At 63.4% G+C, this 24,097-nt stretch carries 20 protein-coding genes; 6 read left to right on the top strand and 14 right to left on the bottom strand.

The genetic code is table 11. The features are described from left to right. Position 1 precedes the first annotated feature (1 nt). From tagF to HUI96_RS16085, 3 genes are read left to right on the top strand one after another with little or no spacing between them, the layout of a single operon-like run. A complete protein-coding gene (gene tagF / locus HUI96_RS16095; RefSeq protein WP_188255688.1) occupies positions 2 to 673 on the top strand; it encodes a type VI secretion system-associated protein TagF in 672 nt (223 codons plus the stop codon). 45 nt (positions 674 to 718) lie between these two features. Next, positions 719 to 1,507 carry a PP2C family protein-serine/threonine phosphatase gene (locus HUI96_RS16090; protein WP_337918397.1) on the top strand — a complete coding sequence of 263 codons (789 nt, stop codon included), beginning with the start codon at positions 719 to 721 and terminating at the stop codon, positions 1,505 to 1,507. Further along, entirely contained in the window at positions 1,497 to 3,641 is a 2,145-nt protein-coding gene (locus tag HUI96_RS16085) for a serine/threonine-protein kinase (RefSeq protein ID WP_188255687.1), read from the top strand. The genes HUI96_RS16090 and HUI96_RS16085 overlap by 11 nt, the downstream gene beginning before the upstream one ends. Positions 3,642 to 3,663: 22 nt before the next feature. Here the strand turns inward: HUI96_RS16085 and HUI96_RS16080 are convergent, their stop codons facing one another. Genes HUI96_RS16080 through HUI96_RS16060 form a run of 5 tightly spaced genes read right to left on the bottom strand, consistent with a single transcriptional unit; the run spans position 3,664 to position 7,641 of the window. Then, positions 3,664 to 5,598, bottom strand: coding sequence for a hypothetical protein (locus tag HUI96_RS16080; RefSeq protein WP_188255686.1), 1,935 nt, complete (start codon positions 5,596 to 5,598; stop codon positions 3,664 to 3,666). Beyond that, positions 5,595 to 6,026, bottom strand: a complete 432-nt coding sequence (locus HUI96_RS16075; protein WP_188255685.1) for a biopolymer transporter ExbD — start codon at positions 6,024 to 6,026, stop codon at positions 5,595 to 5,597. Before HUI96_RS16075 ends, HUI96_RS16080 begins: the two co-directional genes overlap by 4 nt. Then, complete coding sequence (locus tag HUI96_RS16070) at positions 6,023 to 6,466, bottom strand: ExbD/TolR family protein (RefSeq protein WP_188255684.1); 444 nt, start codon at positions 6,464 to 6,466, stop codon at positions 6,023 to 6,025. Before HUI96_RS16070 ends, HUI96_RS16075 begins: the two co-directional genes overlap by 4 nt. 1 nt (position 6,467) lies before the next feature. Next, a complete protein-coding gene (locus HUI96_RS16065) occupies positions 6,468 to 7,178 on the bottom strand; it encodes a MotA/TolQ/ExbB proton channel family protein (protein ID WP_188255683.1) in 711 nt (236 codons plus the stop codon). Positions 7,179 to 7,215: 37 nt separating this feature from the next. Further along, the gene (locus HUI96_RS16060) at positions 7,216 to 7,641 is read right to left on the bottom strand and encodes a hypothetical protein (protein ID WP_188255682.1); all 426 of its coding nucleotides are present in this window, start codon (positions 7,639 to 7,641) and stop codon (positions 7,216 to 7,218) included. Positions 7,642 to 7,925: 284 nt separating this feature from the next. Between HUI96_RS16060 and HUI96_RS16055 the strand changes: the two genes are divergently transcribed. Together HUI96_RS16055 and HUI96_RS16050 are read left to right on the top strand one after the other, a co-directional pair. After that, entirely contained in the window at positions 7,926 to 8,318 is a 393-nt protein-coding gene (locus tag HUI96_RS16055) for a DUF1036 domain-containing protein (protein ID WP_237684159.1), read from the top strand. A gap of 70 nt (positions 8,319 to 8,388) precedes the next feature. Then, positions 8,389 to 10,734, top strand: a complete 2,346-nt coding sequence (locus HUI96_RS16050; RefSeq protein ID WP_188255681.1) for a peptidoglycan DD-metalloendopeptidase family protein — start codon at positions 8,389 to 8,391, stop codon at positions 10,732 to 10,734. Positions 10,735 to 10,828: 94 nt separating this feature from the next. Here the strand turns inward: HUI96_RS16050 and tssH are convergent, their stop codons facing one another. The 9 genes from tssH to HUI96_RS16005 all read right to left on the bottom strand — a co-directional run bounded on the left by tssH (position 10,829) and on the right by HUI96_RS16005 (position 21,973). Then, positions 10,829 to 13,612 carry a type VI secretion system ATPase TssH gene (tssH, locus tag HUI96_RS16045; RefSeq protein WP_188255680.1) on the bottom strand — a complete coding sequence of 928 codons (2,784 nt, stop codon included), beginning with the start codon at positions 13,610 to 13,612 and terminating at the stop codon, positions 10,829 to 10,831. Between the two features lie 15 nt (positions 13,613 to 13,627). Continuing rightward, positions 13,628 to 14,665, bottom strand: coding sequence for a type VI secretion system baseplate subunit TssG (tssG, locus tag HUI96_RS16040; RefSeq protein ID WP_188255679.1), 1,038 nt, complete (start codon positions 14,663 to 14,665; stop codon positions 13,628 to 13,630). After that, entirely contained in the window at positions 14,662 to 16,614 is a 1,953-nt protein-coding gene (gene tssF, locus HUI96_RS16035) for a type VI secretion system baseplate subunit TssF (protein ID WP_188255678.1), read from the bottom strand. Before tssF ends, tssG begins: the two co-directional genes overlap by 4 nt. Positions 16,615 to 16,629: 15 nt before the next feature. Then, on the bottom strand, positions 16,630 to 17,178 hold the full coding sequence (locus tag HUI96_RS16030) for a type VI secretion system baseplate subunit TssE (RefSeq protein WP_188255677.1): 549 nt from the start codon (positions 17,176 to 17,178) through the stop codon (positions 16,630 to 16,632). 110 nt (positions 17,179 to 17,288) lie between these two features. Next, positions 17,289 to 17,771 (bottom strand): Hcp family type VI secretion system effector, encoded by a 483-nt coding sequence (locus HUI96_RS16025; protein ID WP_188255676.1) that lies wholly within the window; start codon positions 17,769 to 17,771, stop codon positions 17,289 to 17,291. Between the two features lie 89 nt (positions 17,772 to 17,860). After that, positions 17,861 to 19,360 (bottom strand): type VI secretion system contractile sheath large subunit, encoded by a 1,500-nt coding sequence (gene tssC / locus HUI96_RS16020; protein WP_188255675.1) that lies wholly within the window; start codon positions 19,358 to 19,360, stop codon positions 17,861 to 17,863. A gap of 41 nt (positions 19,361 to 19,401) precedes the next feature. Continuing rightward, positions 19,402 to 19,941 carry a type VI secretion system contractile sheath small subunit gene (gene tssB / locus HUI96_RS16015; RefSeq protein ID WP_188255674.1) on the bottom strand — a complete coding sequence of 180 codons (540 nt, stop codon included), beginning with the start codon at positions 19,939 to 19,941 and terminating at the stop codon, positions 19,402 to 19,404. Between the two features lie 76 nt (positions 19,942 to 20,017). Next, the gene (locus tag HUI96_RS16010) at positions 20,018 to 21,349 is read right to left on the bottom strand and encodes an ImpA family type VI secretion system protein (RefSeq protein WP_188255673.1); all 1,332 of its coding nucleotides are present in this window, start codon (positions 21,347 to 21,349) and stop codon (positions 20,018 to 20,020) included. 99 nt (positions 21,350 to 21,448) lie between these two features. Beyond that, positions 21,449 to 21,973 carry an OmpA family protein gene (locus tag HUI96_RS16005; protein WP_188255672.1) on the bottom strand — a complete coding sequence of 175 codons (525 nt, stop codon included), beginning with the start codon at positions 21,971 to 21,973 and terminating at the stop codon, positions 21,449 to 21,451. A gap of 304 nt (positions 21,974 to 22,277) precedes the next feature. Between HUI96_RS16005 and HUI96_RS16000 the strand changes: the two genes are divergently transcribed. Continuing rightward, complete coding sequence (locus tag HUI96_RS16000) at positions 22,278 to 24,077, top strand: type VI secretion system Vgr family protein (protein WP_188255671.1); 1,800 nt, start codon at positions 22,278 to 22,280, stop codon at positions 24,075 to 24,077. The last annotated feature ends 20 nt before the right edge of the window (positions 24,078 to 24,097 follow it).

Raw genomic sequence — 24,097 nt, 5'->3', positions numbered from 1 at the left:
GATGGGCTTCGGGCTGTTCGGCAAGCTGCCTCAGAAACGCGATTTCATCGCGTACAACATAGCCGGTGACGTTCTCGCGCCGATCGAGACCTGGCTGCAGTCGGCGGTGGCTGCCAGCCGCAGCGAACTCGGCCGCGCATGGGAGGAGCTTTACCTCGTTGCCCCGATCTGGCGGTTCTGGATCGGCGCGGACGTGCTCGGCGCGGCCTGCGCCGGTGCGCTGATGCCATCGGTGGATGGGGTCGGGCGCTTCTTTCCGCTGCTGGCGATCTATGTCTGCGAGGAGGGCGAGACGCTGCCGCCGCCCTCCTACTCGCCGCAGCAGAAATGGTTCGCCGCATTGGAAGTGCGCCTGTTGGGCGTGCTCGACGAGGGCGCCGCGCCGGCGGTCGCGGAGGTCGTTGCAGATCTACCGCCCCCTGCTTTCGATAGACTGGCACCCAACGCTCGACGCAGCGATTTCAAGGGCGGAACCGTGTGGCAGGCCGGGCAGGACACGGATACTCCGAGCTTCCTCGCGGCCATCTTCGAGGATGATTACCGCCAGGTCGCCCGTGGGAGAAGCTACTGGTGGGTGCCGGGCAACGAGGAGCGGGGCCCGGTGCTCCATGCTCGAAACGGGCTCCCCGACCCGTATTTCCATACGCGCATGCTGCGTGTCGTGACAGAATGAGAACTTAACGGTGCGCGGCCGCACCTTGCTGACGAGCGAACGACAGTGAACCAGTCCGGTATCCGCTTCGAGAGCTTCGGCCTTAGTCATCCGGGGAGGGTGCGCGAGCTCAACGAGGACCGCTACCTGATCGCGCCCCGCAGCGGGCTCTGGCTGGTGGCCGACGGCATGGGCGGCCACGATGCCGGCGAGATTGCCTCTTCGGCCATCGTGGAGCACCTCTCCACCATCGGAGTGGCCAGCTCGGCACCGGACCTGCGGGCCCGTTTCGAGGACCGGATCGAGCGGGCCAACACAGAGATCCGGTCGATCGCCAAGGCGAGGGGCGGCGGCACGATCGGCTCGACGGTCGCGGCGCTGCTCACCTTCGACCGCCAGTTCGCCTGCATCTGGCTGGGCGACAGCCGCGTCTATCTCGCCCGCAACGGCGGCATCACGCAGGTCTCGCGTGACCATACCGAGGTGCAGGAATTGCTGGATCGCGGGGTCATTACGCCCCAGGAGGCGCGCGTATGGCCGCGCCGCAACGTCATCACGCGTGCCGTAGGTGCGGAAGAGGAGATCACGACCGAGATCGAGCTCGGGCAGATCTTTCCGGGCGACGTGTTCGTGCTGGCATCCGACGGGCTCACTGCGCATGTGACCGAGCCGGAAATCCTCGAGAGCGTCTTGCAGAACAATGCCGAGACGGCATGCCGACGTCTCATCGACACAGCGCTAGATCGCGGGGGGACCGACAACGTCACCGTGATCGTCCTGAAGTGCCACGACGCATCAGCCGATGAAGCGACGGTCGTTCCGGCTTCGGCATGGGGGGCGCGTCATGGCGGATGACGACAGGACGATCATCATGGCGCCCACGCCTGGCGATCTCGCCGTCGGGACGCAGCTCAGCGGCACCTATGAGCTCGACCAACGCGTCGCCGCCGGCGGCATGGGCGAGGTGTTTCGCGGGCACAACATCCAGACCGGCGATCCGGTGGCGATCAAGATCGTCCTTCCCGAGTTCGCGCGCGATCCGATGATCCTCGCCCTGTTCCGCAAGGAAGCCTCCATCCTCAATCACCTCTTTCACGAGGCAATCGTCCGCTACTACGTCTTCGCAATCGACCAGGCGATCGGCCGCCCCTATCTGGCGATGGAATTCGTCGACGGCCTGTCGCTAGTCGACATGTTTGCGCGCGGGCCGATGCAGCCGGAAGACGCTCGGCTGCTGCTTGCCCGGCTGGCCTCGGGCCTCGCGGCCGCGCATGAGGCCGGCATCATCCATCGCGACCTGTCGCCGGACAATATCATCCTGCCGGGCGGCAAGGTCGGCCGCGCCAAGATCATCGACTTCGGCATCGCACGCTCGGCGAGTGTCGGAGGCGAGACGCTGCTCGGCGGCGTCTTTGCCGGAAAATACAATTTCGTCTCGCCGGAACAACTCGGCATGTACGGCGCCGAGGTCACCGAGAAGTCGGATATTTATAGTCTCGGCCTCGTCATGGCGGCCGTGCTGCGCGGCAAGCCCCTCGACATGAGCGGAAGCCAGGTCGAGGTGATCGAGAAGCGGCGCGTGGTCCCCGACCTGTCGGGCGTGGATTCCATGCTGCGGCCGATCCTCGAGGCGATGCTGCAGCCCGACCCGAAGCATCGCCCGGCCAGCATGGCCGAGATCGAGAGCTGGGCGAGAACCGCACAGCCGATAAAACCGCCCGCGCCCGACCCGACTGTCCTTGAAAGCGGCCCTCCTGTCGAACACGGCGTGATGCTGTCGGGAACGGCGGGTGCGCCCGCACTTACCCTCGCCGGAACTACGCTCGGGGCGGTCGCAGCACAGCCCTCGGCCGAACCTGCCAGCGAAAGCCCGTTCGGCCCTTATCTCGGGCCGGCGAAGATCGATATTCCGGAACTGCTGCCGTCATCCGCCCATGCTTCGGCGGACGCGCCGAGACGGAGCCGTCGGCGCGGTGTCGTGGCAGGCGGCGTGCTCACGCTACTCGCTGCAAGCGTCGGCGCCATCTGGTATTCCGGCTTGGCCGATCAGTGGCTCTCCGGGCCACATCCTTTGCCGCAGCAAGAGGCATCTCCACCCACGCCGGTCGAGCCTCGAAGCCCGGAGGTGCCAAAGGCGGAGGTGCCAAGACCGCCCGCCTCTGATGGTGCGCCTGCTGGAGGCGAAGCGACGCTGCCTAAGCCTGCCGAAGAGACGCCGGCGCCGAAAGGCGGAGAGGGCCCCCCGGCCGAACAGCCGAAGGAAGTCGTCCCGCCGGCGAAAGAAGTGACGACCAAGCAACCTCCCGCTGAGGTCATCGTGCCAGAAGAGCCGGTCGAACCCACGGATCAGGTGGATAGCGCCGCGAAGCAGATCGCCTGGCTGCGCACCTACTCCGGCGGCGACTGCTTCTACGCCACGGCGACTGCCGTGAACGGCACGCACACGGAGATCGAGGGTTTCGGCGAGAGTGTCGACGGGTTCCGGCAACTGTTGAACGACTTCATGCAGCAATTCCAGGCCGAGCCGAAGATCGGGGTTCGCCTGATCCGGCCCAAGCAGTGCACCGTGACGCAATTCCTCCACAAGCTTGCGAACGGGCACGGTTCCCCGCCGGATCTGACGCTCGCCAAATACGAGTTGCGCGACCGCGATCCGATGAGCGGCGAGCTTCAGGTCGAGCCGTCCAGGAAATCCTACCTGCTGCTCGTCGACCATGACGGCATCGCCCACAATCTAGACCGGATTCTGAAGCGTTCCGGCGACAAGGCGTCGTTCAGCATCGCGCTCGGGTTGGGCACCGGCAAGACCGATGAGCAGAGCGCGGTTCCGCAGATCCTGCTCGCGCTTTCCACTTCCTCGCCGCTGGAGGCCCTGCAGAACTCCAACTCCATCCCTGCCTCCGAACTGCTGCCGAAGATCAGCGCGGAGATCGAGCAAAGGCGCATCGAGAGCACGGCGACGGCACGCTATTTCCGCATACGGGGATAGCCGCTCCAAGCAGACACGCGCCTCACTTCACCACGAAGGACGTCATCCCGAAGGCGACCGAGCGCTGCCCCACGACAATCTCGGTTGCGAGCTTCGAGAAAAAATCCTCAGCCGGCATGCCGGGCCGGTGCGGCACGGTTCGCAGCGGGCCGTCCGAAGCGATGGCAATGAGTAGCTGCACGGATGACACCGGGCCGGACGTCAGGGTCATGGGCGCACTGAAATCGACGACCGGTTCGCGCTGGCCCGAATACGAGCTGGCAAGTTCAGCCTTCCCTTCGTCATCGACGACCACAAGATAGATCGTGTCCTTGCGCAGACCGGAAACTACGCCGACAAGTTCCTGCCCGCTCTCGATCACTGGCTTGGCCAGTGCGACGCGCAGGGGAAAATTGGGATACTGGGCCAGGCTGCGGGCGAAGGCGAGGGCACTGCACTGGTCCTGCGAGACCGGCCGCGTATCGGCTGTGACGGGGATTCCCGAGAGCCGCTGATACTCGGCGCCAAGCTGCTCGACCGCGCTCTTCTCGACGGCGAAGGCCTCTATGCTGGCGGCCGTTGGACCCGTGCCGGTCGGGATGGCGAGAAGGCAGTCGCTGTACTCGTTTTCGGCCAGGAAGTCGGTGATCGGGAGTCGATTCGGCTCCGCCGCGCCCGCACGGTCGTCAACGGTGACGGAAGTCCGCGGCAGGGCCGCTATCGCGGTGGATATTTCCTCGGCCGCGGCACTTTCATCGGTCGGCGTTGCCGACTGGCGGGTTGCTGGAGAGTCAATGACCTGTCCCACGCTGGCCAGTTGTTGCCCAAGCTTAATAGCCTCCTCGGGGCTCACTCCATCCGGGTGGGCCGGTGAAGCGATGGCAACAATAGTCTCCGGCTCTGGCGCGACCGCGGCCAGCCCCGCTTCCCCGAGGCTCGGCTGAGGAGAAACCGGCAGAATTGATGCGGGAGGCGCCGACGATGCTGCCGCAAGCGCGCCTCCATTCCTTCTAGTCTTCGCAACCGCAATAACGCTTTTGTTGGACGCGGCGAGGGCCTCGGAACCTGCCTGCGCCGGCTGGCTCGGCTGCGCAGGGGCCGACTCCAAGGACGGAGGCGCGGCTGTCTCGCTTTCGGCCGCAATGGCAACCTCGCTCAGCGAGATCGTGGGTGTGCTCTCATTGAGTGATGCGATGGCTTCGATCTCATTGCGTATCGCAGGCTCTACAGTCTGGGCCGAGTAGGCGAGGCGGGGCGCTTCGGTGGGTACGGTGCGTGCGCTCACCTCGCTTGTTTCCGTAGCAGTCTGGGGGGCGGGCGCCGGCTGGATGGATGCAGAGGCCGCAGGCAGTACCGCTTCCGAAGGCGCCTCGACCTGAGCGGCCGCGGCGAGCTTAGGCTGATCAGGTGTGGAGAGTGGATCGGCGACTTGCGCGGCCTCCGGTTGCGCGTCCCCAGCCGCCGCCTTTGCAATCTCGGCCGACCGAGTCGCCTCGCTTGATGCGACCGGCGCGGCCTCGGCCGGGAGTTCCGATGGCGCGACCTGGTCAGCGAGCGCTGCGGCGATAGCCTCCTTCTTCGCCGCGGCTTCGCGCGCCAGAGCGTCGGGAGCCACGATGGCGGGCTCGGCCGAAGAACTTACCGGTTCGAGGACTGCCAAAGGCGAGGAAGAGCCGAGTTCGTGCGCTTCCGGCTGCGCTGCGGCAAGCACAGGCGCGGCTTCTGCTGCGGCCGAAGCTTGATCGCGAGGCTCAACGACGGCCACCTCGCCGGGCGCATTGCCGATCACGGCTTTCTCGGTGGAGGTCGACTGGGTCGCGGCGCCCCCCATCAGAGTGGCAACGTCGATCTCGGTGCGGCTCTGCTTTCGCGGTTCGGGGATCGGCATGGCATAAAGTGCCATGCCGATCGAGCCGTGCAGGAGAAGTGATGCGACTGCAGCGGTGGCCCAAAGACCCTTTGCCGAGTTCTCGCTCATTTGGCCGACGCCCCCGTGTCCAGTGGTTGCCTCAGCGTGACCAACTGCAGCGGCAGCCCCTCTGCCCGCAGTTGTTCGACGAGGTTGAGAAGCGGACGGGCCGGCATGTCGCGCTGCGCCAGCAGGCTGAGCACCGCATCGTCGCGGCCGATCGTTTGCAGTGCGCGCTTGGCGGCGGGGCCCACCTCGTCGCGGTACACCGCCGCGCCGTCGAGGAACAGCGACCCGTCCTCTTCGATCAGCAGCAGCGGCCGGGGCAGGCGCTCGAGCGGCAGGTTGCGGGTCACCGGGACGGTGGACTGGGCCTCCTGGCGATTGGTGAGGCTTCCCGTCGTGAGGAAGAACAGCAAAAGCAGGAAGACGATGTTGATCATCGTCAGCGTGAAGTCGTTCCGGCGGTGGTCCGGAGGGACGGGGATGATGCTCATCGCCGCTGCCCTCCGCGCCCGAGCACGGTCACATTGGCTAGCTCCGCATCCTTGCTCGCCTCCAGTGCGGTGACGACGTCCTGGACGGTCGCCGAGGCGCCGGGAAGGAGCAGGATGGAGGTGACGCCGCGCGATTTCAGTTCTGCCAAAGCCCTCGGCAGGTTGGCGATTTCTACCGTGTCGCCGCCGATCACGACTCGTCCCTGAAGGATGCGGACGGCTACCGCCGGCGGCCCTGCCGGTGTTTGTGGGACCGTCTCGTGCTGGGTGCCGCCCCCCGCCAAGGGCCCGATCGGCAGGACCGAGTAGGGCACGATTTGTGAGGACACCATGAAGAAGATGACGAGCAGGAATATGATATCGATCAGCGATGTCAGTACGAAGGACGGCCGCCATCTGCGCGGAGGTGGAGGCAGAATGCGTTGAGTGCCGCCCGCCAACTCATCCTCCCAGTGAGGCTGGAACGGTAGCGCGCGGCAGGCTGAAGCTCGTCTCAGGCTCGGCCACTATTGCATCGGCGGGGCGCAGCGGTGCGATGCTGAACAGCACCTTGGCGATTGCCGCCTCCATATAGGCGCGCTCGTGATCGACGCGGCCTTCGAACCACATCGACAGGAAGTAGACCGGGATCGCCACGGTCAGCCCCGCAGCCGTGGTGATGAGCGCCACCCAAATACCGCCGGCCAGCGCAGATGGATCGATGGCGCCGCCTTTCGCCGAGAGTTCGCCGAACGCGGAGATCATGCCGATCACGGTGCCGAGCAGTCCAAGCATCGGCGCGGCCTGCGCGACCGTCTCGAGGAAGCGGAGGTGTCTGGACATCTGAGTGAGGTGATGCAGTGCGACATGCGCCGCCACCTCTCTCGCCCGGTCGCGGTCGGCGGGATAGTTGAGCAGCGAGATCATGGCGCCCGCAACGGCTGCAGACGCCGGCGACCTGTCGATGCGGGCTAGTTGGGTCGCCTCGTCGAAGTCGCCTCTTGTCCAGGCCGTAAGTGACCGTTCGGTTCCAACAGAGCGGCCGACCCCCATCCGCGAGAACTGCATGGCCTTGAAGATCGCGACCGCGCCGGCGGCAACGGAGATCACGAACAGCGCGATCAGCACCGGACCACCGGAGGAGGAGAGTTGCTCGGATAGCAATTGGATCATGCTGTCGGCCCGCTCACACTCGCCGGGTGCTCGAATGTCACAACCCGAATTGGATCTTGGTTCGGGTCACGGTCTTCAGCATATCGATGCAGACCTCGGAGGCCTTGCCATCCACCGAGCATTCCGCAACGTCGTTGACCAGAAGCCGGGAGATTCCGTCGCAGGACTGGCCGGGAAGGTCGAACTGCACGACCTTGGTCTTGCCGACCGGCAGTCGTCCGAACTGGAAAGTCAGCGAGCGCCCGACCTTTCCGCTCCCGTCGAAGGTGACGACGTCATAGGAGGTCTTTTCGAGCACTAGCCCGCTCTGGTTCATGGCGACGAACACGAGCCGGCAGGCATTCTCGATGTTCACCGTATCGTTCAACTCGATCGCTATGGCCTTGTCCTGCGCCAGGCTTGCCGTCCCCCACAGACTGAGCGCAATGCTCAACCCTGCGATGATCTTCGGAGCTGTCGCCATTCGCCGTCCTCCCGCCAAAGATTTTCGCTTCTCGCTGCAGGTTATCTACCGGCGAGAATTAGTCCAGCATGGATGATGTTATCGGCGAGCGGATCGGGATAATATCCGGCGTGAACAGTTAAAGTTGAACAGCACAGGTGATCTTGTCAAAGAAGTGCCCGGCCTGTTGGATACCTCGAAGTTGGCCTTTAGAGTTGGCGGGTTTCTGCTACGGGGGGTGGCAAGTGGAACGGCCAGGTGCATCAGCAACGAATGTGCTCGCCGGAGCCGCAATCGCAACTGCCTTGAACTTGCTGTCGGTTGTTTCGGCGCATGCTCAGTTCGCCGTCTGCAACCAGACCTTGGATGTGGTCAATCTCGCAGTGGGGCAGGAAGTAAGCGAGCAAACCCAGACGTTCTGGCAGACGGAAGGCTGGTGGACCGTCGGGGCCAACCAGTGCGTGAACGTCATCCGCGACAAACTGGTCAACCGCTACATCTATCTCTACGCGACCGACGTCTTCGGTCAGCCGCTGCTTAACGGCACGACCTCCATGTGCGTGGGGCCTAGGCGCTTCGTCATTCGTGGAGATCGGGACTGCTGGGCGAACGGCCATCAGAAGGCGCCCTTCTACGAGGTGGACACGCAGAAGACGGAGCGCTGGACGCTGTTCCTGAGCACCGGCGGTCTGCAATGAGCCGCGGCTGTGCCGAGTTGGCGGTCGCGACCGATGCGGCTGCGCCGTCGGCCCTCCGCGCAGTCGCGTCATGCACAGCATAGACCCCAGCTTTCGCGAGAAGAAGGAAGCGGCGGCGTCGCGCAAGCGGCGCACGCGACGGCTCCGGCTTGCCGGGGCCGCGTCGCTGGCGGCAATCCTGGGGATCGGCGCAGGCTACTACCTCACCGCCGACAAGTGGTCGATCGAAGGGCTGGACAACGATCTGGTCGAGGTGGACAGCGCGGTGCGGGACATCGAGGTCCCCATATTCGTGCCGGCGATCGTGGATCTGGCCGGCGACCCGATGACGATCAGCATCGGCAAGGACCCGTCCTTTGCGCCGAAGGTCCGCGACGTGCCGCGCCCTGCCGGACTTGCTGAACCCGGCGTGCCGGAGAAGATCCGAGTCCTCTCCGACGTGATGGTAAGTAGCAGCGAACGGCTGATGACTACGATCCCGTCGAGCCCTGAGGACTTCGCCTTTTTCCAGGCCCAGCGGAGCATTCATCAGTCCACCGATATGGAGGGCGGTTCGCAGAGCGCGAACGGCGCAGGTCCGGGCGAAGGCACCGGCACGCATGGCGAACCGAGCGACCCCGCCCTCTCGGATGGCGCGGCTGGCTGGGGCGCGACCATAGAGGGCGGTGAAGCGAGCCTTCCCGCCTTCGACAAGACGCGCATCGAGAACAATACGTCCGTAGCGCTGATCCGCCCCGAGCGTGGGCGCTCGGCCGCGAAGGAGGACTTCATCGACAAGGTCCTCTATGCGCGCACGCTATACAGCCTTGCTTTGGAGCATCACTTCGCCCCTGATGACGCCCGCCTCGCGGGCGAGGCGATGAAGACGCTGTTCAAGAAGGACCAGATCGAGGCCGGCTATGTGGTCGCAATGCGCGGCGTCAAATCGGCCCCGAACGCGACCGCACTCTCGCTCGTACAGGTGTCGATCTACGCGGATGCGGAGTATGTCGGGACGCTGGCGCGAGCCGACGACGGCAAGTTCGTCTCAGCGGCCGACCCGTGGGTGAGCGAAAATCTGCTGAACTATTCCGGATTCGAGCAGCAGACCGGGCCGCAACGCCAGTACCGCCTGCTCGACGCGATCTACTCGACCGCCGTTCGCAACAACGTGCCCGCCGGCGTGATCGGCGAGGCCATCCTGTTCCTGTCGCGCGGCAAGGATCTGAACGTGTTCGCGACCCAGCAGGATCGGCTGATTTTGGTGTATTCGGAGACGCCTCGATCGGCCGATGGTGCGGCCGGCAGGGTGCTCTACGCGGCCGTGAAGGGCGGCGATACCAACCTCGAATGCTTCGTCTTCCGTCCGGACGGATCGAGCGACTTCGCATGCGTGACCGAGGAGGATCAGGTCTATTCGCTGACCGTCACCAATGGCATGGTCACGCCGGTGAATGGCGTGATGACGTCCACCTTCGGGCCGCGCAAACACCCGATCCTCGGTGAGGTCCGCATCCACAAGGGGGTGGACTGGGCCGCACCCGTCGGAAGGCCTGTCTTCGCCGCCTATAACGGAACGGTTGCCTCCTTCGGTGACGGGAGTGACTACGGCAATTTGGTCCGCATCTCCCATAACGGAGGACGCGAGACCCGCTACGCCCATCTGTCGCGGTTCGCGCCCAGCCTCAAGGCGGGCGCGCCGGTGAAGGCTGGCGACCTGATCGGCTATGTGGGCACGACGGGCCTGTCGACCGGACCGCACCTCCACTTCGAGCTCTATGCGGGCGGGCAGGCGATCGATCCGCTGCAAGGGACGACGGTTGCGGTCGCTGCCGGCTCGGGGGACGAGGCCGTGGAACTGCTTGTCGACCATATCATCCGGGTCGAGAGCGGCGGCAGCGCGACGGCCAAGAATCCGCTCTCGACCGCCACCGGCCTCGGCCAGTTCATCGAAGGTACCTGGGTGCGGATGATAAACACCTACCGCCCCGATCTCGCGCGCTCGCTGTCGCGTGCCGATATCCTCGCTCTGCGGTTCGACCCGACCCTGTCGCGCGAGATGGTGCGGCGCTTGGCACAGGAGGGCGAGGCCTACTTGCGCGTTCGTGGTCACCAGATCACCGCAGGCCGGCTCTATCTGTGCCACTTCCTCGGCATGGAAGGGGCAAGCACCATCCTGTCATCCGCCGACGATGCCGACCTTCTGGCCGTGCTTGGCGACTCCGTGATCTTGGCCAATCCCTTCCTAAGCGGCAAGAACGTGGCCTACATAAAGACCTGGGCGGAGGCCAAGATGCGTAGCCGGGGCGCTCCAGCGCCCACCGCGCCGGTGGTGGAGACCAGGAAAATCGCGAAAGCCTCGTCGGAGTTCCTGGCCTACAAGGCGGCGATCAGCGGTGTTGTCGCCACTTTGGCGGCCGCCGCGCAGCCGGGTTAGGCGAGCCTCGCGGAGGGCATCGAATGTGAACGCCCAGGGAACTTGACCGGTTGAGCATGAAGCGCGGAGCCCAAGGCAGGTTCAATTCGCTCGCTCAGCCGACCTCGTAGACAAAAGCCCCGTCGCGCAAGTCCACCTCGGCCTGCGTGATCTCCTGCTTCTCGAGTGCCCGGTTGAGGAAATGCCGGGAAAGTTCGGGCAGCAGCGTGTTGGTGATGATGTTGTCGATCATGCGTCCGCCCGAATCCGGGTCCTTGCACTGTGACACGATGTGCTCGACCACCCCGTCGGAATAGGTGAACTCCGCATCGTGGTTCTCGTCGATCCGTTTCCTTATCCGCTCCAACTGCAACCGGACGATGCCGCCCAGAAACTCCGACGAGAGGGGGAAGTAGGGAATGGTGACGAGGCGGCCGAGCAGGGCCGGCGGGAACACCTGGAGCAGGTAAGGCCGCAGCGCCTGGTTCAGCGTCTCGGGATCCGGCCTGGTCTTGCCCTCCTCGGCCATCTTCATGATCACCTCGGTCCCGACATTGGAGGTCAGGATGATGAGCGTGTTCTTGAAGTCGATGCGCCGGCCGGTGCCGTCCTCCATCTGGCCCTTGTCGAACACCTGGAAGAACAGTTCGTGCACGTCGGGATGGGCCTTCTCGACCTCGTCGAGGAGGACGACGCTATACGGCTTGCGTCGCACCGCTTCGGTCAGCCGCCCGCCCTCGCCGTAGCCGACATAGCCGGGCGGGGCGCCCTTCAGCGCCGAGACGGTGTGCGCCTCCTGGAATTCCGACATGTTGATGGTGATCATGTTCTGCTCGCCGCCGTAGAGCGCCTCGGCGAGCGCCAGCGCGGTTTCGGTCTTGCCGACGCCGGACGGGCCGCAGAGCATGAACACGCCGATCGGCTTGTTCGGGTTGTCGAGCTTGGCGCGGTTGGTCTCGATGCGCTTGGCGATCATCTCCAGGCCGTGCGACTGCCCGACGACGCGGCGACCCATGATGTCGGCGAGTTGCAGCACGGTCTGGACCTCGTCCTTGACCATGCGGCCGACCGGAATACCAGTCCAGTCGGAGACGACGGAGGCGACGGCGAGTTCATCGACGTGGGGATATATCATCCGGTGGTCCGGCTCGAGCTCATCGAGGGTCCTAAGCTTTTCCGTCAGTTTCGCTCGGTGTTCTTCGGTCAGATCATCGGACCCTTCATCGGGTAAGTGCTCGAGCGATTGCTCGGAAATGGCTGGAGCAGTACTCGTTGCTGACGCGGGCTCCGTTGCCGTTGACGCGGCTTCATTCGTTCCATCGACCATAGAGCGAACTCTTGAAACGGCTCGGCCGACCGCTACGCCGATCTTCTCTCGGAGCGCGAGGACCTCTTCAATGATAGATCGCTCCTTCTCGAATTCGGATTCCCGTCCCCTTAGTAGTTTTTCTGACTCCTCGATTTCGGCCTTCAGTTCGGCAATGTGCTCTTCGTCCACGCGACCGAGTTCGCTCTCACGCTCCTGCGCATTCAGCGCCCGGAGCTTTGCCTCGATCGTCGCCTTCAGGTCGGAGATTGCGGCCGGCGTCGTCGACTGGCTGATCGCAACACGCGCGCAGGCGGTGTCGAGCAGGCTGACAGCCTTGTCCGGCAACTGCCGGGCGGGGATGTAGCGCGCCGACAGCGACACCGCCGCGACCACCGCCTCGTCGGAGATGCGCACGCCGTGGTGCTTCTCCATGGGCGAGAGGATGCCGCGCAGCATGGTCACGCACCTGTCGACCGACGGTTCGTCGACATTGACCGGCTGGAAGCGCCGGGTCAGCGCCGGATCCTTCTCAAAATACTGGCGGTACTCGGCCCAGGTGGTTGCTCCGATAGTTCTGAGCGTGCCGCGCGCCAGCGCTGGCTTCAATAGGTTGGCAGCATCGCCGGTGCCCTGCGCGCCGCCGGCGCCAATCAGGGTATGCGCCTCGTCGATGAACAGGATGATCGGCGTCGGAGAGGCCTGCACCTCGTCGATGACGGAACGCAGACGCTGCTCGAACTCACCCTTCATCGAGGCGCCGGCCTGCATAAGGCCGATGTCGAGCGCACAGAGCCGCACGCCCTTGAGCTGCGGCGGCACGTCGCCCGCCGCAAGGCGCTGCGCGAAGCCTTCAACCACCGCAGTCTTGCCGACACCGGCCTCGCCAGTGAGGATCGGGTTGTTCTGGCGCCGCCGCATCAGTACGTCGATGATCTGGCGGATCTCTTCATCGCGCCCGACCACCGGGTCCATCTTCCCGGCTGCCGCGGCCGCGGTCATGTCGACGGAGAAGCGGTCGAGCGCCGTGGTGCCGCGCTGCGCTGGCGAGCCGTCCGCCGCCTCGCCGGCCGGCCGGGCAGTCAGGCCGGAGCCGTCCATCGGGCGCAGGTTCTCCTCGTCTGACTGCGCCCAGATCTTTCGGGATTCGTTGGCGAGAAGGTCGTCGTTGATCTTCCCGAACTCGGCTGAGAGCTGCTGCAGCGCACGGCGAAGCTCGCGGGACTTCAGCGCGCCGACGAGCAGATGCCCGGTGCGGATCTGCGTCTCCCCGAAGAACAGCGTCGCGTAATACCAGCCGCGATCGAGAATGTCGGTGATCTGGTTCGAGATGCCGGGCATCTCGGTTTCCTGCTTTCGGAAACCGTCGATGGTGGCGGCGACCTCCTTAAGGAGTTTTGCTCGGTCCAACTTGTAGTGGTCGACGGTGAGTGAGACGTCGGACCGCTCGTTGGCGAGCATGTGGTGCAGCCAGTGCGCTAGTTCGAGATTACGGTTTCCGGCACGCTTGGCGTGGCGCAGCGCCTGCATGAACGCATCATAGCCGACGCGGTTTAGTTTCCCGGTTACGTTTTCAAGGCTGATGTCACTCACAGGCGTCCCTCCGCTCTATGTGCGCCCGACTGCGTCTCTATGACTTCGCTCCGCCGCCCTGCGGCGCTCCATCGGATCGAAACGGGCGTCGTGCAGGATGATCCGCTCGCCTTCGCGCGGCGTCTTCGGCGACATCCATGACGTCCAGCCGAGTTCGCCCGATTCTCCCAGCTTCACCGGCGGCGCCAATTCGGCGTCAAGGCCCAACTCTATGTCGAACTCGAACCGATGACCAATATAATAGAAGATGAGATCGGCCATCACCTCGGACAGATCGCCGTTCGGTAGAAGGAGCCGGTATTGATCGAGATTATTGGCAACAATCCGGATGCGAATCTTGTCGTTGATGCTGTAGTCTCGCATCCCGAGCGCTGTATCTATACCAAGGCTCGAGTGCTGAGTGCCCAACGCAGTCTGATCGGATGTCTCGAAGACCAGCCAGCTGCCGATCCGCTCCTCGACTTGCGCGTCGACGCCCAGCACAGCCTCGATCAGTTGGCTCAGCCGAACCGAGCTCTTGATCCGGGATGCCGTCAGCCCCGCCACTGACACTTTGACGTTGTTGGCCACCCTGTCGCGGTCCAGGAAAGGGTCGCTGCCTGTCCCTCCGAAGGAGCCGACGTATCGAAAGAAGCGGTCCTGGTCGGGTCGGTCCGCCTGGGCGATCGGCCGTGCGTTCGCCCATACCCGGAAAAAGAGCTGCAGGAACCGGTTGGTGATGATGTCGGTGAAGTGGACGAAGGAGGGATCGCGCTGCGAGGACCAGTGCAGGGCCTCGTCGGTGGTGCTGAGTGGCAGGGCCCCCTGCGGTCCGAAATAGCCCAGGAAGCGCGTGCGCAGGCGCGGCAGCCCGCCGGCGGTGTCTTCGTAGCCGCTCAGAGTCGAGGCGGGGAATTCGAGGAACGGATCCTGACCGAGCCTGACGATCTCCTCGGAAAGGACGTTGCCTTCGCCGATGCGCGGCTTGTCGGGGCTGGAGCGCTCGAATTCCCGAAGCGTCAGGAAGAAATCGAAGGCGAACGGATCGGCGCGAAGGTCGTTGCGGAAGCTCATAGCGGCTGTCCATTGCCCGCCCGTGGCGGCCACCTCTTCACGACGCCCCGTTGAGTCGACTCGATCACGGTCTCGGTGAAGCTGTTGATCGAGGTGTATTCGGCGAAGAACCGGTCGAGGACCGCACCCAGCACCATGATGCCGTTGCCCTCGAAAGCACGTTCGTCGAACTTGACGGTGATCTCGACCCCGCGTGCGGCGTTGAAGCCGTTGGCCTGGCGAAGGCGCCGGGTGACGGGCCTGCTGGAGATGCCCACGATGCCGCGGATCCGCCGCTCGGTCACGACGTCCGAGAGATCGGCGAAGAGGCCAAGCAACTCGCGCAAGCCTCCGGCTCGATCCTGGGCGTTGCGGTCGGTCAAGCCGAGGTGATTCAGCGACAGGAAATTGATCAGCTTCCAGGCAGTCGCGCCCGCAGTCGAACCGGCGCGCTGCCGGCGCTCCACGGTCAGCAGGGATTCGCGCGGCGGGGTCGGCCCAGCGAGGCAGCGCAAGGGTATGGACATGTCGTCGGCGAGGAAGAAGTCCGTGCCGGCCTCTCCGACCGGCAACTGCTCGGTCAGATGCCGGTTCGACACCAGCGCCCGCACGCTGAGCTCACGCGCGCGGTCGCTTTCATCGATGTCCGCCGGCTCGCGCAGCGACAGGAAAACCTCCGAGCCGACATAATTCGTCCTGGTGCCGATGCGCTGCTCCTCGATGGTTTCCCGCCGCGGCATTCGTCGTATCGAGTAGAACAGCGCATCATTGAGGGGCGTGTTGTCGGTCGGCAGGCTGTAGAGGGGAAAAACCCTGACTTTCTCGCTGGTGCCGCTGTAGTGGGCGAAGACGTCGAGTACGCGATAGATCTCGTAGTCCATCCAGCGCGCCCGATCAGCCACGACATGATGCTCGGGCTCGTTGCGGCGAAGCGGCACCCGGCTGCACTGCATCTCGAACACGTTCGCAATCGTCGCCGAGTAGAGGGAGAAACTCCTCGGTTTCACGACGGAAGCCAGACGCGGAATGGAGGCGTCGAACTCGAACAGAAGATCGAATGCGTGCGCCGGCACCAAGGCGATTACCCGCCTGAGGTTCTCCAGCCGGAAGCCCATGAACTTGTGCGGGAAGGCGAAGAAGTCGCGAAGCAAAGAAAAGCCGCGGAAAACCCGGCCGTGCCGGTCGAACAGAGCATCGCCGTCCTCGAAACCGATCTGCGCGATGACCTCAGGCGGCAGCGCGATGAAGCGAGGATCGCCGAACTCGTCAAGATGGCGCAGAGTAACGCGCCGGCAGTTCGCAAATATTTGCTCATAGAGAGCAACCGCGTCGACATCCGTACCGACCAAATGGATGGGTAACTCGTCGAGTGCCAACCCGTTGACGGGAGCGCCGGACGGCGTGACGCCGGGCTCGTCATCCTCCAGCTTCGACGTGCGATTGCGGAAGGAAAGCCGCAGCCCCGCCGTCGTTCCCGGGAGGATTTCCAGGCCGAGCGCCTGCAGAGGCGGCGGCGCGGCGAAATACTGCGCAGCCTCCAGATGGAGAGGCCATATGGTCAGCCGGTTGCAGAGGCGGAAACGACAGGAGGTCCGCTTCTGCTGCTCTACATAGACCGCATCGACATAGACCCCGGCAGGGAAGGACAGCCCGTTCTTCAGGTTAGCGTCGTCAAAGGCAGGCACGGCTTCGATGAGCGCCGCGGAAGGGATTGGCGCAAGGTAGTCCGGTAGAACCTGATCCAGCAGCGCAGAAGTGAACTCCGCGTACTCGCTCTTGATCTTGAGCTGGACGCGGGCGGCCATGAACGCGGCGCCCTCCAGTAGCCCGGCGATGCCCGGGTCCAGCTTGTCTTCGATGAGACCACCCAGGCGGCGGGCAACGCCGGGGTATTCCTCCGCGAACTGGCGCGACTTTTCATAGAGCTGCTTGAGTTCCAACTGGTAGAGGTCGAGGAAGTCACGGTTCATCCTGGGCTCCAGCGCCTAGACCGGCAGCCGGGTCAGGTTGACCTTGCCGGAGCTCACTTCGAGCTCGGCGACGAAATTGACGCCGACATCGACCGGCACGCAAAACATCTCGCAGGAAACCGAGAACTGTACGCGCTGGTCCACCTCGTTAGTCCGCACCTCCTTGTCGATGCTGATGGTGTCGGAGATGATCCGGGGTTCGTAGATTGCCAAGGCTTGCGCGATCTGACCCCTGACCGCATCGACGGCTCGCTCGTCGCTGGTCAGGTGGGAAATGTCCGGCAGGCCGTAGTTCAGGATGGAGTTTTGGACATGATCCAGCCCATCGAGCGAGATGGCCGAGGCGAGATTGATCGTATTCAGGAGTGCGACTAGGTCGATCGAGAGGTCCCGTTTCAGCGCCAATTCGTCGCTTCGTCGCTGGCGCGCGTGCCGCCCCTCGATCACCCGCTCGCCATCGACCACCTTGACCGGATTCTCCTCGGCGTCGCGAGCCTCGAAGGCTTCGCGGAAGGCGGATAGCAGGGGAGCCTGGAATTCAGTGTCGCGACGTCGGGTTTTCATTTGGCTGCGTCTTCAATGGCCGCCGCGAAACGCAACTGCCGGCCTGTCCAGGCCGGCAGCGCGATAAGTTCGCATGACTTGCTCGTTCGGGCCGCAGGCCGGACAGCAACTCACGCCTCGGCGTTCTGGGCGAGATCGTAGGTGAAGTCGTCGGACGCCTCGAGGCCGCCGGTCTTCGCCTGCTGACTGTACTTGATCTTGTATTTCTTGAAATTGAGCGTGACGTTCTCGGTCGTCCGGTCCTCGCCGCCGCTGCCGCCGGTCGAGACGCTGGTGACGAGCACGTTTTCCATCTTGATCTCGAGATAGATGAATGGCTTGCCGCCCGCCTTGCGCGCCTTGAACTCGACCGTGTCGTAGTGTTCGCCGGTGCACATCTTGCCCCAGAGCTTCGGCGATACGATGTCGGTGTACTTGGTAAAGGAAAAGTCCTGGAGATTGACCTTGCCGCCGCCCATACCACCGCCCTGATGGGCGGTGCCGCTTTGCGAGCCGCCGAGCGACCAGGCCAGAACGTCGATCCAGGCCGGAAACTCCTTATCCTCGGATTCCCCCTTCAGGGACCCGATCTTGATGAACATGTCTTGCGCCATGGCAGTCCTCCTGAAAAATAGGGACACCACGCTCTCTTGAGCGTCGCCCGTGTGTTGCAGATGCCTGGATTATCGAAAGACCGGTGCGGTTACCCTGCCTTGGCGGGGAGCCGGGAGACCAGACTCATGCCGATATCCATACCTTCCAGTTGGAAATGCGGGCGTAAATAGAACCGTGCCCCGTAAAAGCCGGGGTTCTCCGCATCTTCGAAAACGTCCACGCGGGCGGCCGCGAGCGGCTTGCGCGCTTTCGTTAGGATCGACGAGTTCGCCGGATCGGCATCGACGTAAAGATTGATCCAGCTTTGCAGCCAGCGCTCCAGTTCCTGCCGCTCCTTGGTCTCGCCGATCTGATCGCGCACCATGCATTTGAGGTAGTGGCTGAAGCGCGAAATCGCGAACATGTAGGGGATACGCGCTGACAGATTGTCCGCGGCGGTCGCTTCCTCCTTGTCGTATTTCTTCGGCCGGTACAGCGACTGGGCGCCGATGAAGGCGGCCTTGTCGGTGTTCTTGCGATGGATCAGCGGCAAGAGCCCGGACCTCGACAGCTCATTCTCGCGCCGGTCGGTGATCGAAATCTCGGTCGGGCACTTGAGGTCGACGCCGCCGTCGTCGGTCGGGAAGGTATGCGTCGGCAGGTTGATGACCTCGCCGCCCGACTGCACGCCGCGGATGCGCACCGTCCAGCCATATTCCTTGTAGGCGCGGTTTATGTTCGCCGCCATCGCATAGGAGGCGTTCATCCAGGAATACTTCTGACCCGTGTGCCCGTCGGTTTGCTCCTCGAAGGCGAACTCCTCCACCGGCAGCGACTTGGCGCCATAGGGCTGACGCGCCAGCACGCGCGGCATGCAGAGGCCCACATAGCGTGAGTTCTCGGAGTCCCGCAGCGACTTCCAGGCGGCATAGTCCGGCGTGTCGAACACCTTGCTGAGATCGCGAGGGTTCATCAGCTCGGTCCAGGAATCCATGCCCATCAGGCCCGGCGCCGCGCCGGCGATGAAGGGGGCGTGGGCGGCCGCGGCGATCTTGCCGAGATCGCGCAGCAGCCGCACGTCAACGGCCGAATGGTCGAAATGGTAGTCGCCGATCAGGCAGCCGAAGGGATGCCCGCCCAAGGTGCCGAATTCCTGCTCGTACACCGCTTTGAACAGCGGGCTCTGGTCCCATTTCGCGTCCGGGTAGAGACGCAGGTCGCGGTAGAGCTCCTGCTTGGAGACGTTCATCACGCGAAGCTTCAGCGTGGCGTCCGTCTCCGAATTGAAGACGATGTAATGGAGACCGCGCCAGGCGCTCTCGATCTGCTGGAACGTCTCGTTGTGCAGGATCTCGTTGACCTGCGCCGACAGCTTCTCGTCTAGCCGCGCGATCATCTCATCGATGGTGTCGAGAACGTCCTCCTTGATCAGGCTGGAGTCCGCCAGCGCCTGCTGGACTAGGGTGTTGACCGCATTCTCGACCTCGGTCGCAGCCCGTTCGCTGCGCGGTTTGAAACTCTGTTTGAGAAGTGCGGAGAAGTCCTCGGTCTCCTGGACCGCGGCGCCGCCGCCTGGAACTCGTTCGTAAGTGTCAAGTTCTGTAGCCACGGGTCATGTCCTCAGCTTTGGCTGTCGGCTGCAGGGATTTGTTAGGCGTTGTCTTCCGACTCGGCCGACGGAGGGGCCGCGATCGCCTGCTCGCGCCGCTCCTTGAGGGTCTTCATGAGTTCGGGATCGGACAGGAGCTTCTTGAGCTGATCTTCGGCCGCCACCTTGCCGTCCATGTAGCGCTGCAGGTTGGCAAGCTGCTCGCGGGCCTCCAGCAGCGCGCGTAGAGCAGGGACCTGCCTGGCGATGGCGCCGGGCGTGAAATCGTCCATCTTCTTGAAGGTGAGATTGACCCCCAACTGCTCGTTGCCTTCGCCACCCAGCTTGTTGGTTGTCCGGAACGACACGGCCGGTGCGACGCTGGCCATGTAGTCCTCAAAATTATCCATGTCGACGCTGGAGAACTTTCGCTCGGCCATGGGCGGCTTGGCCACCTGCGAGGCGTTCCCGGAAAGATCAGAAAGTATTCCCATCACAAATGGAAGCTCGACCTGCTTATCGGCGTTGTACGGATCTTCGTAAGAGATTTGAACGCGAGGAGGTCGGTTCCGCTTAATGAACTTTTGACCGCTGTCCGACATACTTCATCTCCTCTCCTAACAGCATGGAACACGAAGTTCTTGCAGCTTGTCAAATTGTTTCAAGGCGTGTGCTTAGTCACTCTGCGGCCTTCTTTGGCATGAGTTCCGCTAGGATCGACTGGAAGCTTTGGCTCATGAAGCGCTCCGCCCTGCCAAGCACCATGGGGATAGGGCTGGAGGGCTCCACGCTGCGGAAAAAGGCACCGACGCCGCTGATGAGCGCGAGTGCTTCGGCCCGCGTCCGGGCTTCGAAGGCGGGAATCTCGGTCTCCTCGGCAGCGTGGTCAGCCGAGGCTGCGTAATCTTCCACGATCGCTCGCATCTTCGTCATGTTGAACTCGAAGCCTACCGAGGGATCGATGACGATCGAAGCGTACTCGGCATAGTCCGGCATGAGCGCTTCGAGCGCGGCGACCAGGGGCTTGCCGATCAACTGACGCGCCTGGTGGACCAGAAGCAGTGCCGGCGACGAGGGTTCCGAGCGGCCGAAATACTGCTCGGCAGCCAGCAGGGCGGCAGACGCGGCTGCGTGACTGGTTACGGAAACGGCAGCCGCTGCGGGCCGCGCTGCGGCGGCTAATTCGATGTGAGTGACTTCGCCGCCCGTAGTCGTAGACGCTTCGGCTTGAGGACTGGCTTCGGCCTCCGCGTTGCCGCTGCCCAGATCGGGCCGCGCCGTCTCGATCAGCTTGCGCAGATCGCCCAGCACGCCCCGGAGCAAGTCGAAATTGGGCGAGTACTGGTAGTCGGTTCCCTCGTCGAAAACTGTCTGGATCGTCCTGAGTGCGCCGAAGCCCGCCGTCAGCGATGAATGGATCGCATCCACTACGCCGCGATGGCCCTCGCTGCGTAGCGTCTCAATGATCTGATTGACGTCGAGCGTGTGCTCCTCTTCGCGCGGCTGCGCCTTGCCCGTGGCGACGAGGTACTCCCGCAGGCTGATCGGACCAGCCCTCTGGTCGCGCACGATTGGCGCGTACTGCAGCGGCAGGATCACGGTCGTACGGTCCTCCAGAACGCCGACTGTGTTCTGGCGGAGCGTGAAGTCCCCGTCGAAGTCCTTCGGATGAACGTCGTCCCAGAATTTTTCCAGCAGGCCTGCCAAGGCCTGGAGGCACTCTGAGAAGGCGATGATCTGGCCAGCGAGTGCCTGGAGACGGGCTTCCAGGGTCAGCAACCGAAGATCGCGCGATTGTTCGAGAAAGCCGCCGATCGCCTGCGTTTCAGTTTTGAGATCGATCTTCGCCCGGTCGAACGGGGCACCTGTCTCTGCGTCCAGGTAGCGGCTGGGCAAGCGATTGTCCGCGCCCATCATGTAGTTCAGGTACTGATCGTCACCGATCTCATCGAGATCGGGCCCGCAGGGCTCGCTCTCGGAAACCGGGTTGATCAGGCTGTCGAAACGCATGGCGACTTCGATTGCAATTCAGGCACCCGCCAATTCGGGTGACTGATGGAGGTTACCTCGCCCTGCGTTTCAGCTTGGTGTCGTGCAACGCTGCCGCGGTTACTGGATCTTGATTCTCATCTCGACGCGCCGGTTGATCGCATCATACGGATCCGCGACGCGGGGACTGGACTCGCCGCGCCCGATCGCCTCCACCTTGTCGAGGCTGATGCCGTTGGCGAGCAGGAATGCCGTTACCGCCTTGGCGCGCCGCTCCGACAGCCTGTCGTTGTAGCGCTCGTCGCCGGAGGCGTCCGTGTGCCCCTCTACGATGAAGGTGGCGGCGCGGAGGCGATCGTCCTTGAGTGCCTTCGCGAACTCGTTGAGGTTGGCGCGCGCCTGCTCCGTAAGCTCCGCCGAATTGAGATCGAAGTTGATCAGCATGTCCAGTCCCGCCGGTGCAGGCTGGTCCTTGTTGCACTCCTCCGTGGTGCCAATGCAGATGCCGCGCGTTGCGCCGAGGTTCGCCGTCTTGGCGAAATGGTCGACGATCTGGTCGGCGGTCTGCTGTGGGCCGGCGACGGAGACACCTGCCCAGCAAAAACCGGTGACGGCGAGCACCGACGCAAAGATAGCCGTGCGCATAACACCCTCACTCCCTCGATGATGCAAAGATATGGTAACCCTGTGCAAAGGCGAATGATAGAAGTGACGGCAGATTGTGTCAATGAAAGTCAGATCGTAACTTGGAGGTGGCAAGTCGAAGGAGTTTTGGTCCGGGATTGTTCCATGGCTCACTCATGAATCATGGCCGATACCAAGTGCCGGTGCCGAGACATCGGGTGGAAAAGAACCAGATCTATGGACTGTACGCCGACAGCTGTGACGGTCGGCCGGACGAGGGTGGCCGCGCCCGATCGGCGTCCGGCCCAAGGGAGAATTCGCTGCGATGGCCAGTCCCTACACGCAAGCACAGCGGATCGGCAGGCTCGACACTCCACTGGGCTCGGACAGGCTCGCGCTGACCTCATTTGAAGGCAGCGAGACGGTGAGCCGGCTATTCGAGTACCGCGTCGAAGCGATCAATGCGGAGAAGGCCCTCCTCACCTTCGACGATGCCATCGGCAAGCATTGCACGGTCAAGCTGAAGACGGTCGACGGCAGCGAGCGCATCTTTGACGGTATGCTAGCCGAGGCGAGATGGATCGACGTCAGTGATGAAGGCAATCATTATGAACTCATCCTGCGTCCCTGGCTCTGGGTGCTGTCCAAGCGGGTGAACTCGCTGATCTTCCATGAGAAGACCGCGCCGCAGATCATCGACCAGGTTCTGGCCGAACATGGCGGGCTGGCCGACTTCCAGCAGTCGCTGTCGAGGAGCTACCGCAAGCGCGAGTACTGTGCACAGTACAACGAAAGCGACATGGACTTCGTCTGCCGGCTCATGGAGGAAGAGGGAATCTTCTATTTCTTCCGGCACTCGGTCGGCGCCCACAAGATGATCATGGGCGACAGCAGTTCGGCATCAGTGCCCGTCGCGGGCGGTTCACGGCCGTTCATAACGATCGCTGCCCAGCACAACCGCGACACCGAACACCTGTCGATGTGGCGCCCCGAGCGCAGGTTCACGACCGGAAAGGTCGCGACGACCGATTATAATTTCGAAAAGCCGTCTTCCAACATGAAATCCGAGAAGACCGGCGACGCGAAATACGAGCACGGCAAGCTGGAGAGCTATCTCTATCCCGGGAGGTATGCGGAGCAGTCGGAAGGAATCGACTATGCCCAGGTCAGACTGGACATGAGTCGGGCCGAGGACAATCGCTTCCATGCCGAAGGCGACTGCGCATCCCTTTATCCGGGTACGCTGGTCGACCTCACCGACCATCCTGACTCAAATCAGAACAAGCAGTATTTCGTCCTGAGAGCCTCGCACTCCTTCAAGGAACAGTCATACCGCTCCGGGGCCGGGCCATCTCAAGCCTATCAAGGCGTCTACGAGTTCATGCGGTCCGACCAGACATTCGCACCGGCTGCCGTCACGGCGAGACCCTTTATCCGAGGGCCGCAGACGGCAGTGGTTGTAGGCGATGGCGAGATCGACTGCGATAAGTACGGCCGCATCCTGGTGCGCTTCCACTGGGATCGCAAATCCGACAAGTCGCGCCGCGTGCGCGTGGCTCAGGTGTCGGCCGGCCAGTCCTGGGGCGCGATTTTCATTCCGCGCGTTGGCCACGAGGTCGTCGTCGACTTCCTAGAAGGCGATCCCGACCAGCCGATCGTCATCGGCAGTGTCTACAACGCCGACAATATGCCTCCCTTCGAGCTGCCCGGCTCCAAAAACATCTCTGGGTGGAAGTCGAACTCGACGACGGGGGGCGGGGGCTACAACGAACTGGTGCTGGACGATTCGAAGGGTTCGGAACTTGTGCGCTTCCACGCCCAGAAGAATCTGGATTCCACTGTCGAGCATAACGAAAGCCGGCATGTGAAGCATGACCGGACGACGACCGTCGACCACGACGAGACTCTCAAGGTGGCGAACGAGATCCTGATCAAGGCGGGAACGAAGATCACCATTCAATGCGGCCAGAGCTCGATCACCATGGACCCGACGTCGATCAAGATCGAGGCGCTCACGGTCGAGATCAGCGCCGACATGCAATTCAAGTCGACGTCAAAGATGCTTTCCCAGCATGAGGCTTCGGCAATGATGATCATCAATGGCACGCTGGTGAAGATCAACTGAGTGTCACTTCTAGAGCTGTA

The organism is Pseudaminobacter soli (ex Zhang et al. 2022), assembly GCF_014595955.1.
GTDB lineage: Bacteria > Pseudomonadota > Alphaproteobacteria > Rhizobiales > Rhizobiaceae > Kumtagia > Kumtagia pseudosoli.
This window is presented reverse-complemented; position numbering and strand designations above follow the sequence as displayed.

Coding starts and splice junctions, on each gene's coding strand:
- tagF (WP_188255688.1), top strand. CDS start 2: ATGGGCTTCGGGCTGTTCGGCAAGCTGCCTCAGAAACGCGATTTCATC.
- HUI96_RS16085 (WP_188255687.1), top strand. CDS start 1,497: ATGGCGGATGACGACAGGACGATCATCATGGCGCCCACGCCTGGCGAT.
- HUI96_RS16080 (WP_188255686.1), bottom strand. CDS start 5,598: ATGAGCGAGAACTCGGCAAAGGGTCTTTGGGCCACCGCTGCAGTCGCA.
- HUI96_RS16075 (WP_188255685.1), bottom strand. CDS start 6,026: ATGAGCATCATCCCCGTCCCTCCGGACCACCGCCGGAACGACTTCACG.
- HUI96_RS16065 (WP_188255683.1), bottom strand. CDS start 7,178: ATGATCCAATTGCTATCCGAGCAACTCTCCTCCTCCGGTGGTCCGGTG.
- HUI96_RS16060 (WP_188255682.1), bottom strand. CDS start 7,641: ATGGCGACAGCTCCGAAGATCATCGCAGGGTTGAGCATTGCGCTCAGT.
- HUI96_RS16050 (WP_188255681.1), top strand. CDS start 8,389: ATGCACAGCATAGACCCCAGCTTTCGCGAGAAGAAGGAAGCGGCGGCG.
- tssG (WP_188255679.1), bottom strand. CDS start 14,665: ATGAGCTTCCGCAACGACCTTCGCGCCGATCCGTTCGCCTTCGATTTC.
- tssF (WP_188255678.1), bottom strand. CDS start 16,614: ATGAACCGTGACTTCCTCGACCTCTACCAGTTGGAACTCAAGCAGCTC.
- HUI96_RS16030 (WP_188255677.1), bottom strand. CDS start 17,178: ATGAAAACCCGACGTCGCGACACTGAATTCCAGGCTCCCCTGCTATCC.
- HUI96_RS16025 (WP_188255676.1), bottom strand. CDS start 17,771: ATGGCGCAAGACATGTTCATCAAGATCGGGTCCCTGAAGGGGGAATCC.
- tssB (WP_188255674.1), bottom strand. CDS start 19,941: ATGTCGGACAGCGGTCAAAAGTTCATTAAGCGGAACCGACCTCCTCGC.
- HUI96_RS16010 (WP_188255673.1), bottom strand. CDS start 21,349: ATGCGTTTCGACAGCCTGATCAACCCGGTTTCCGAGAGCGAGCCCTGC.
- HUI96_RS16005 (WP_188255672.1), bottom strand. CDS start 21,973: ATGCGCACGGCTATCTTTGCGTCGGTGCTCGCCGTCACCGGTTTTTGC.
- HUI96_RS16000 (WP_188255671.1), top strand. CDS start 22,278: ATGGCCAGTCCCTACACGCAAGCACAGCGGATCGGCAGGCTCGACACT.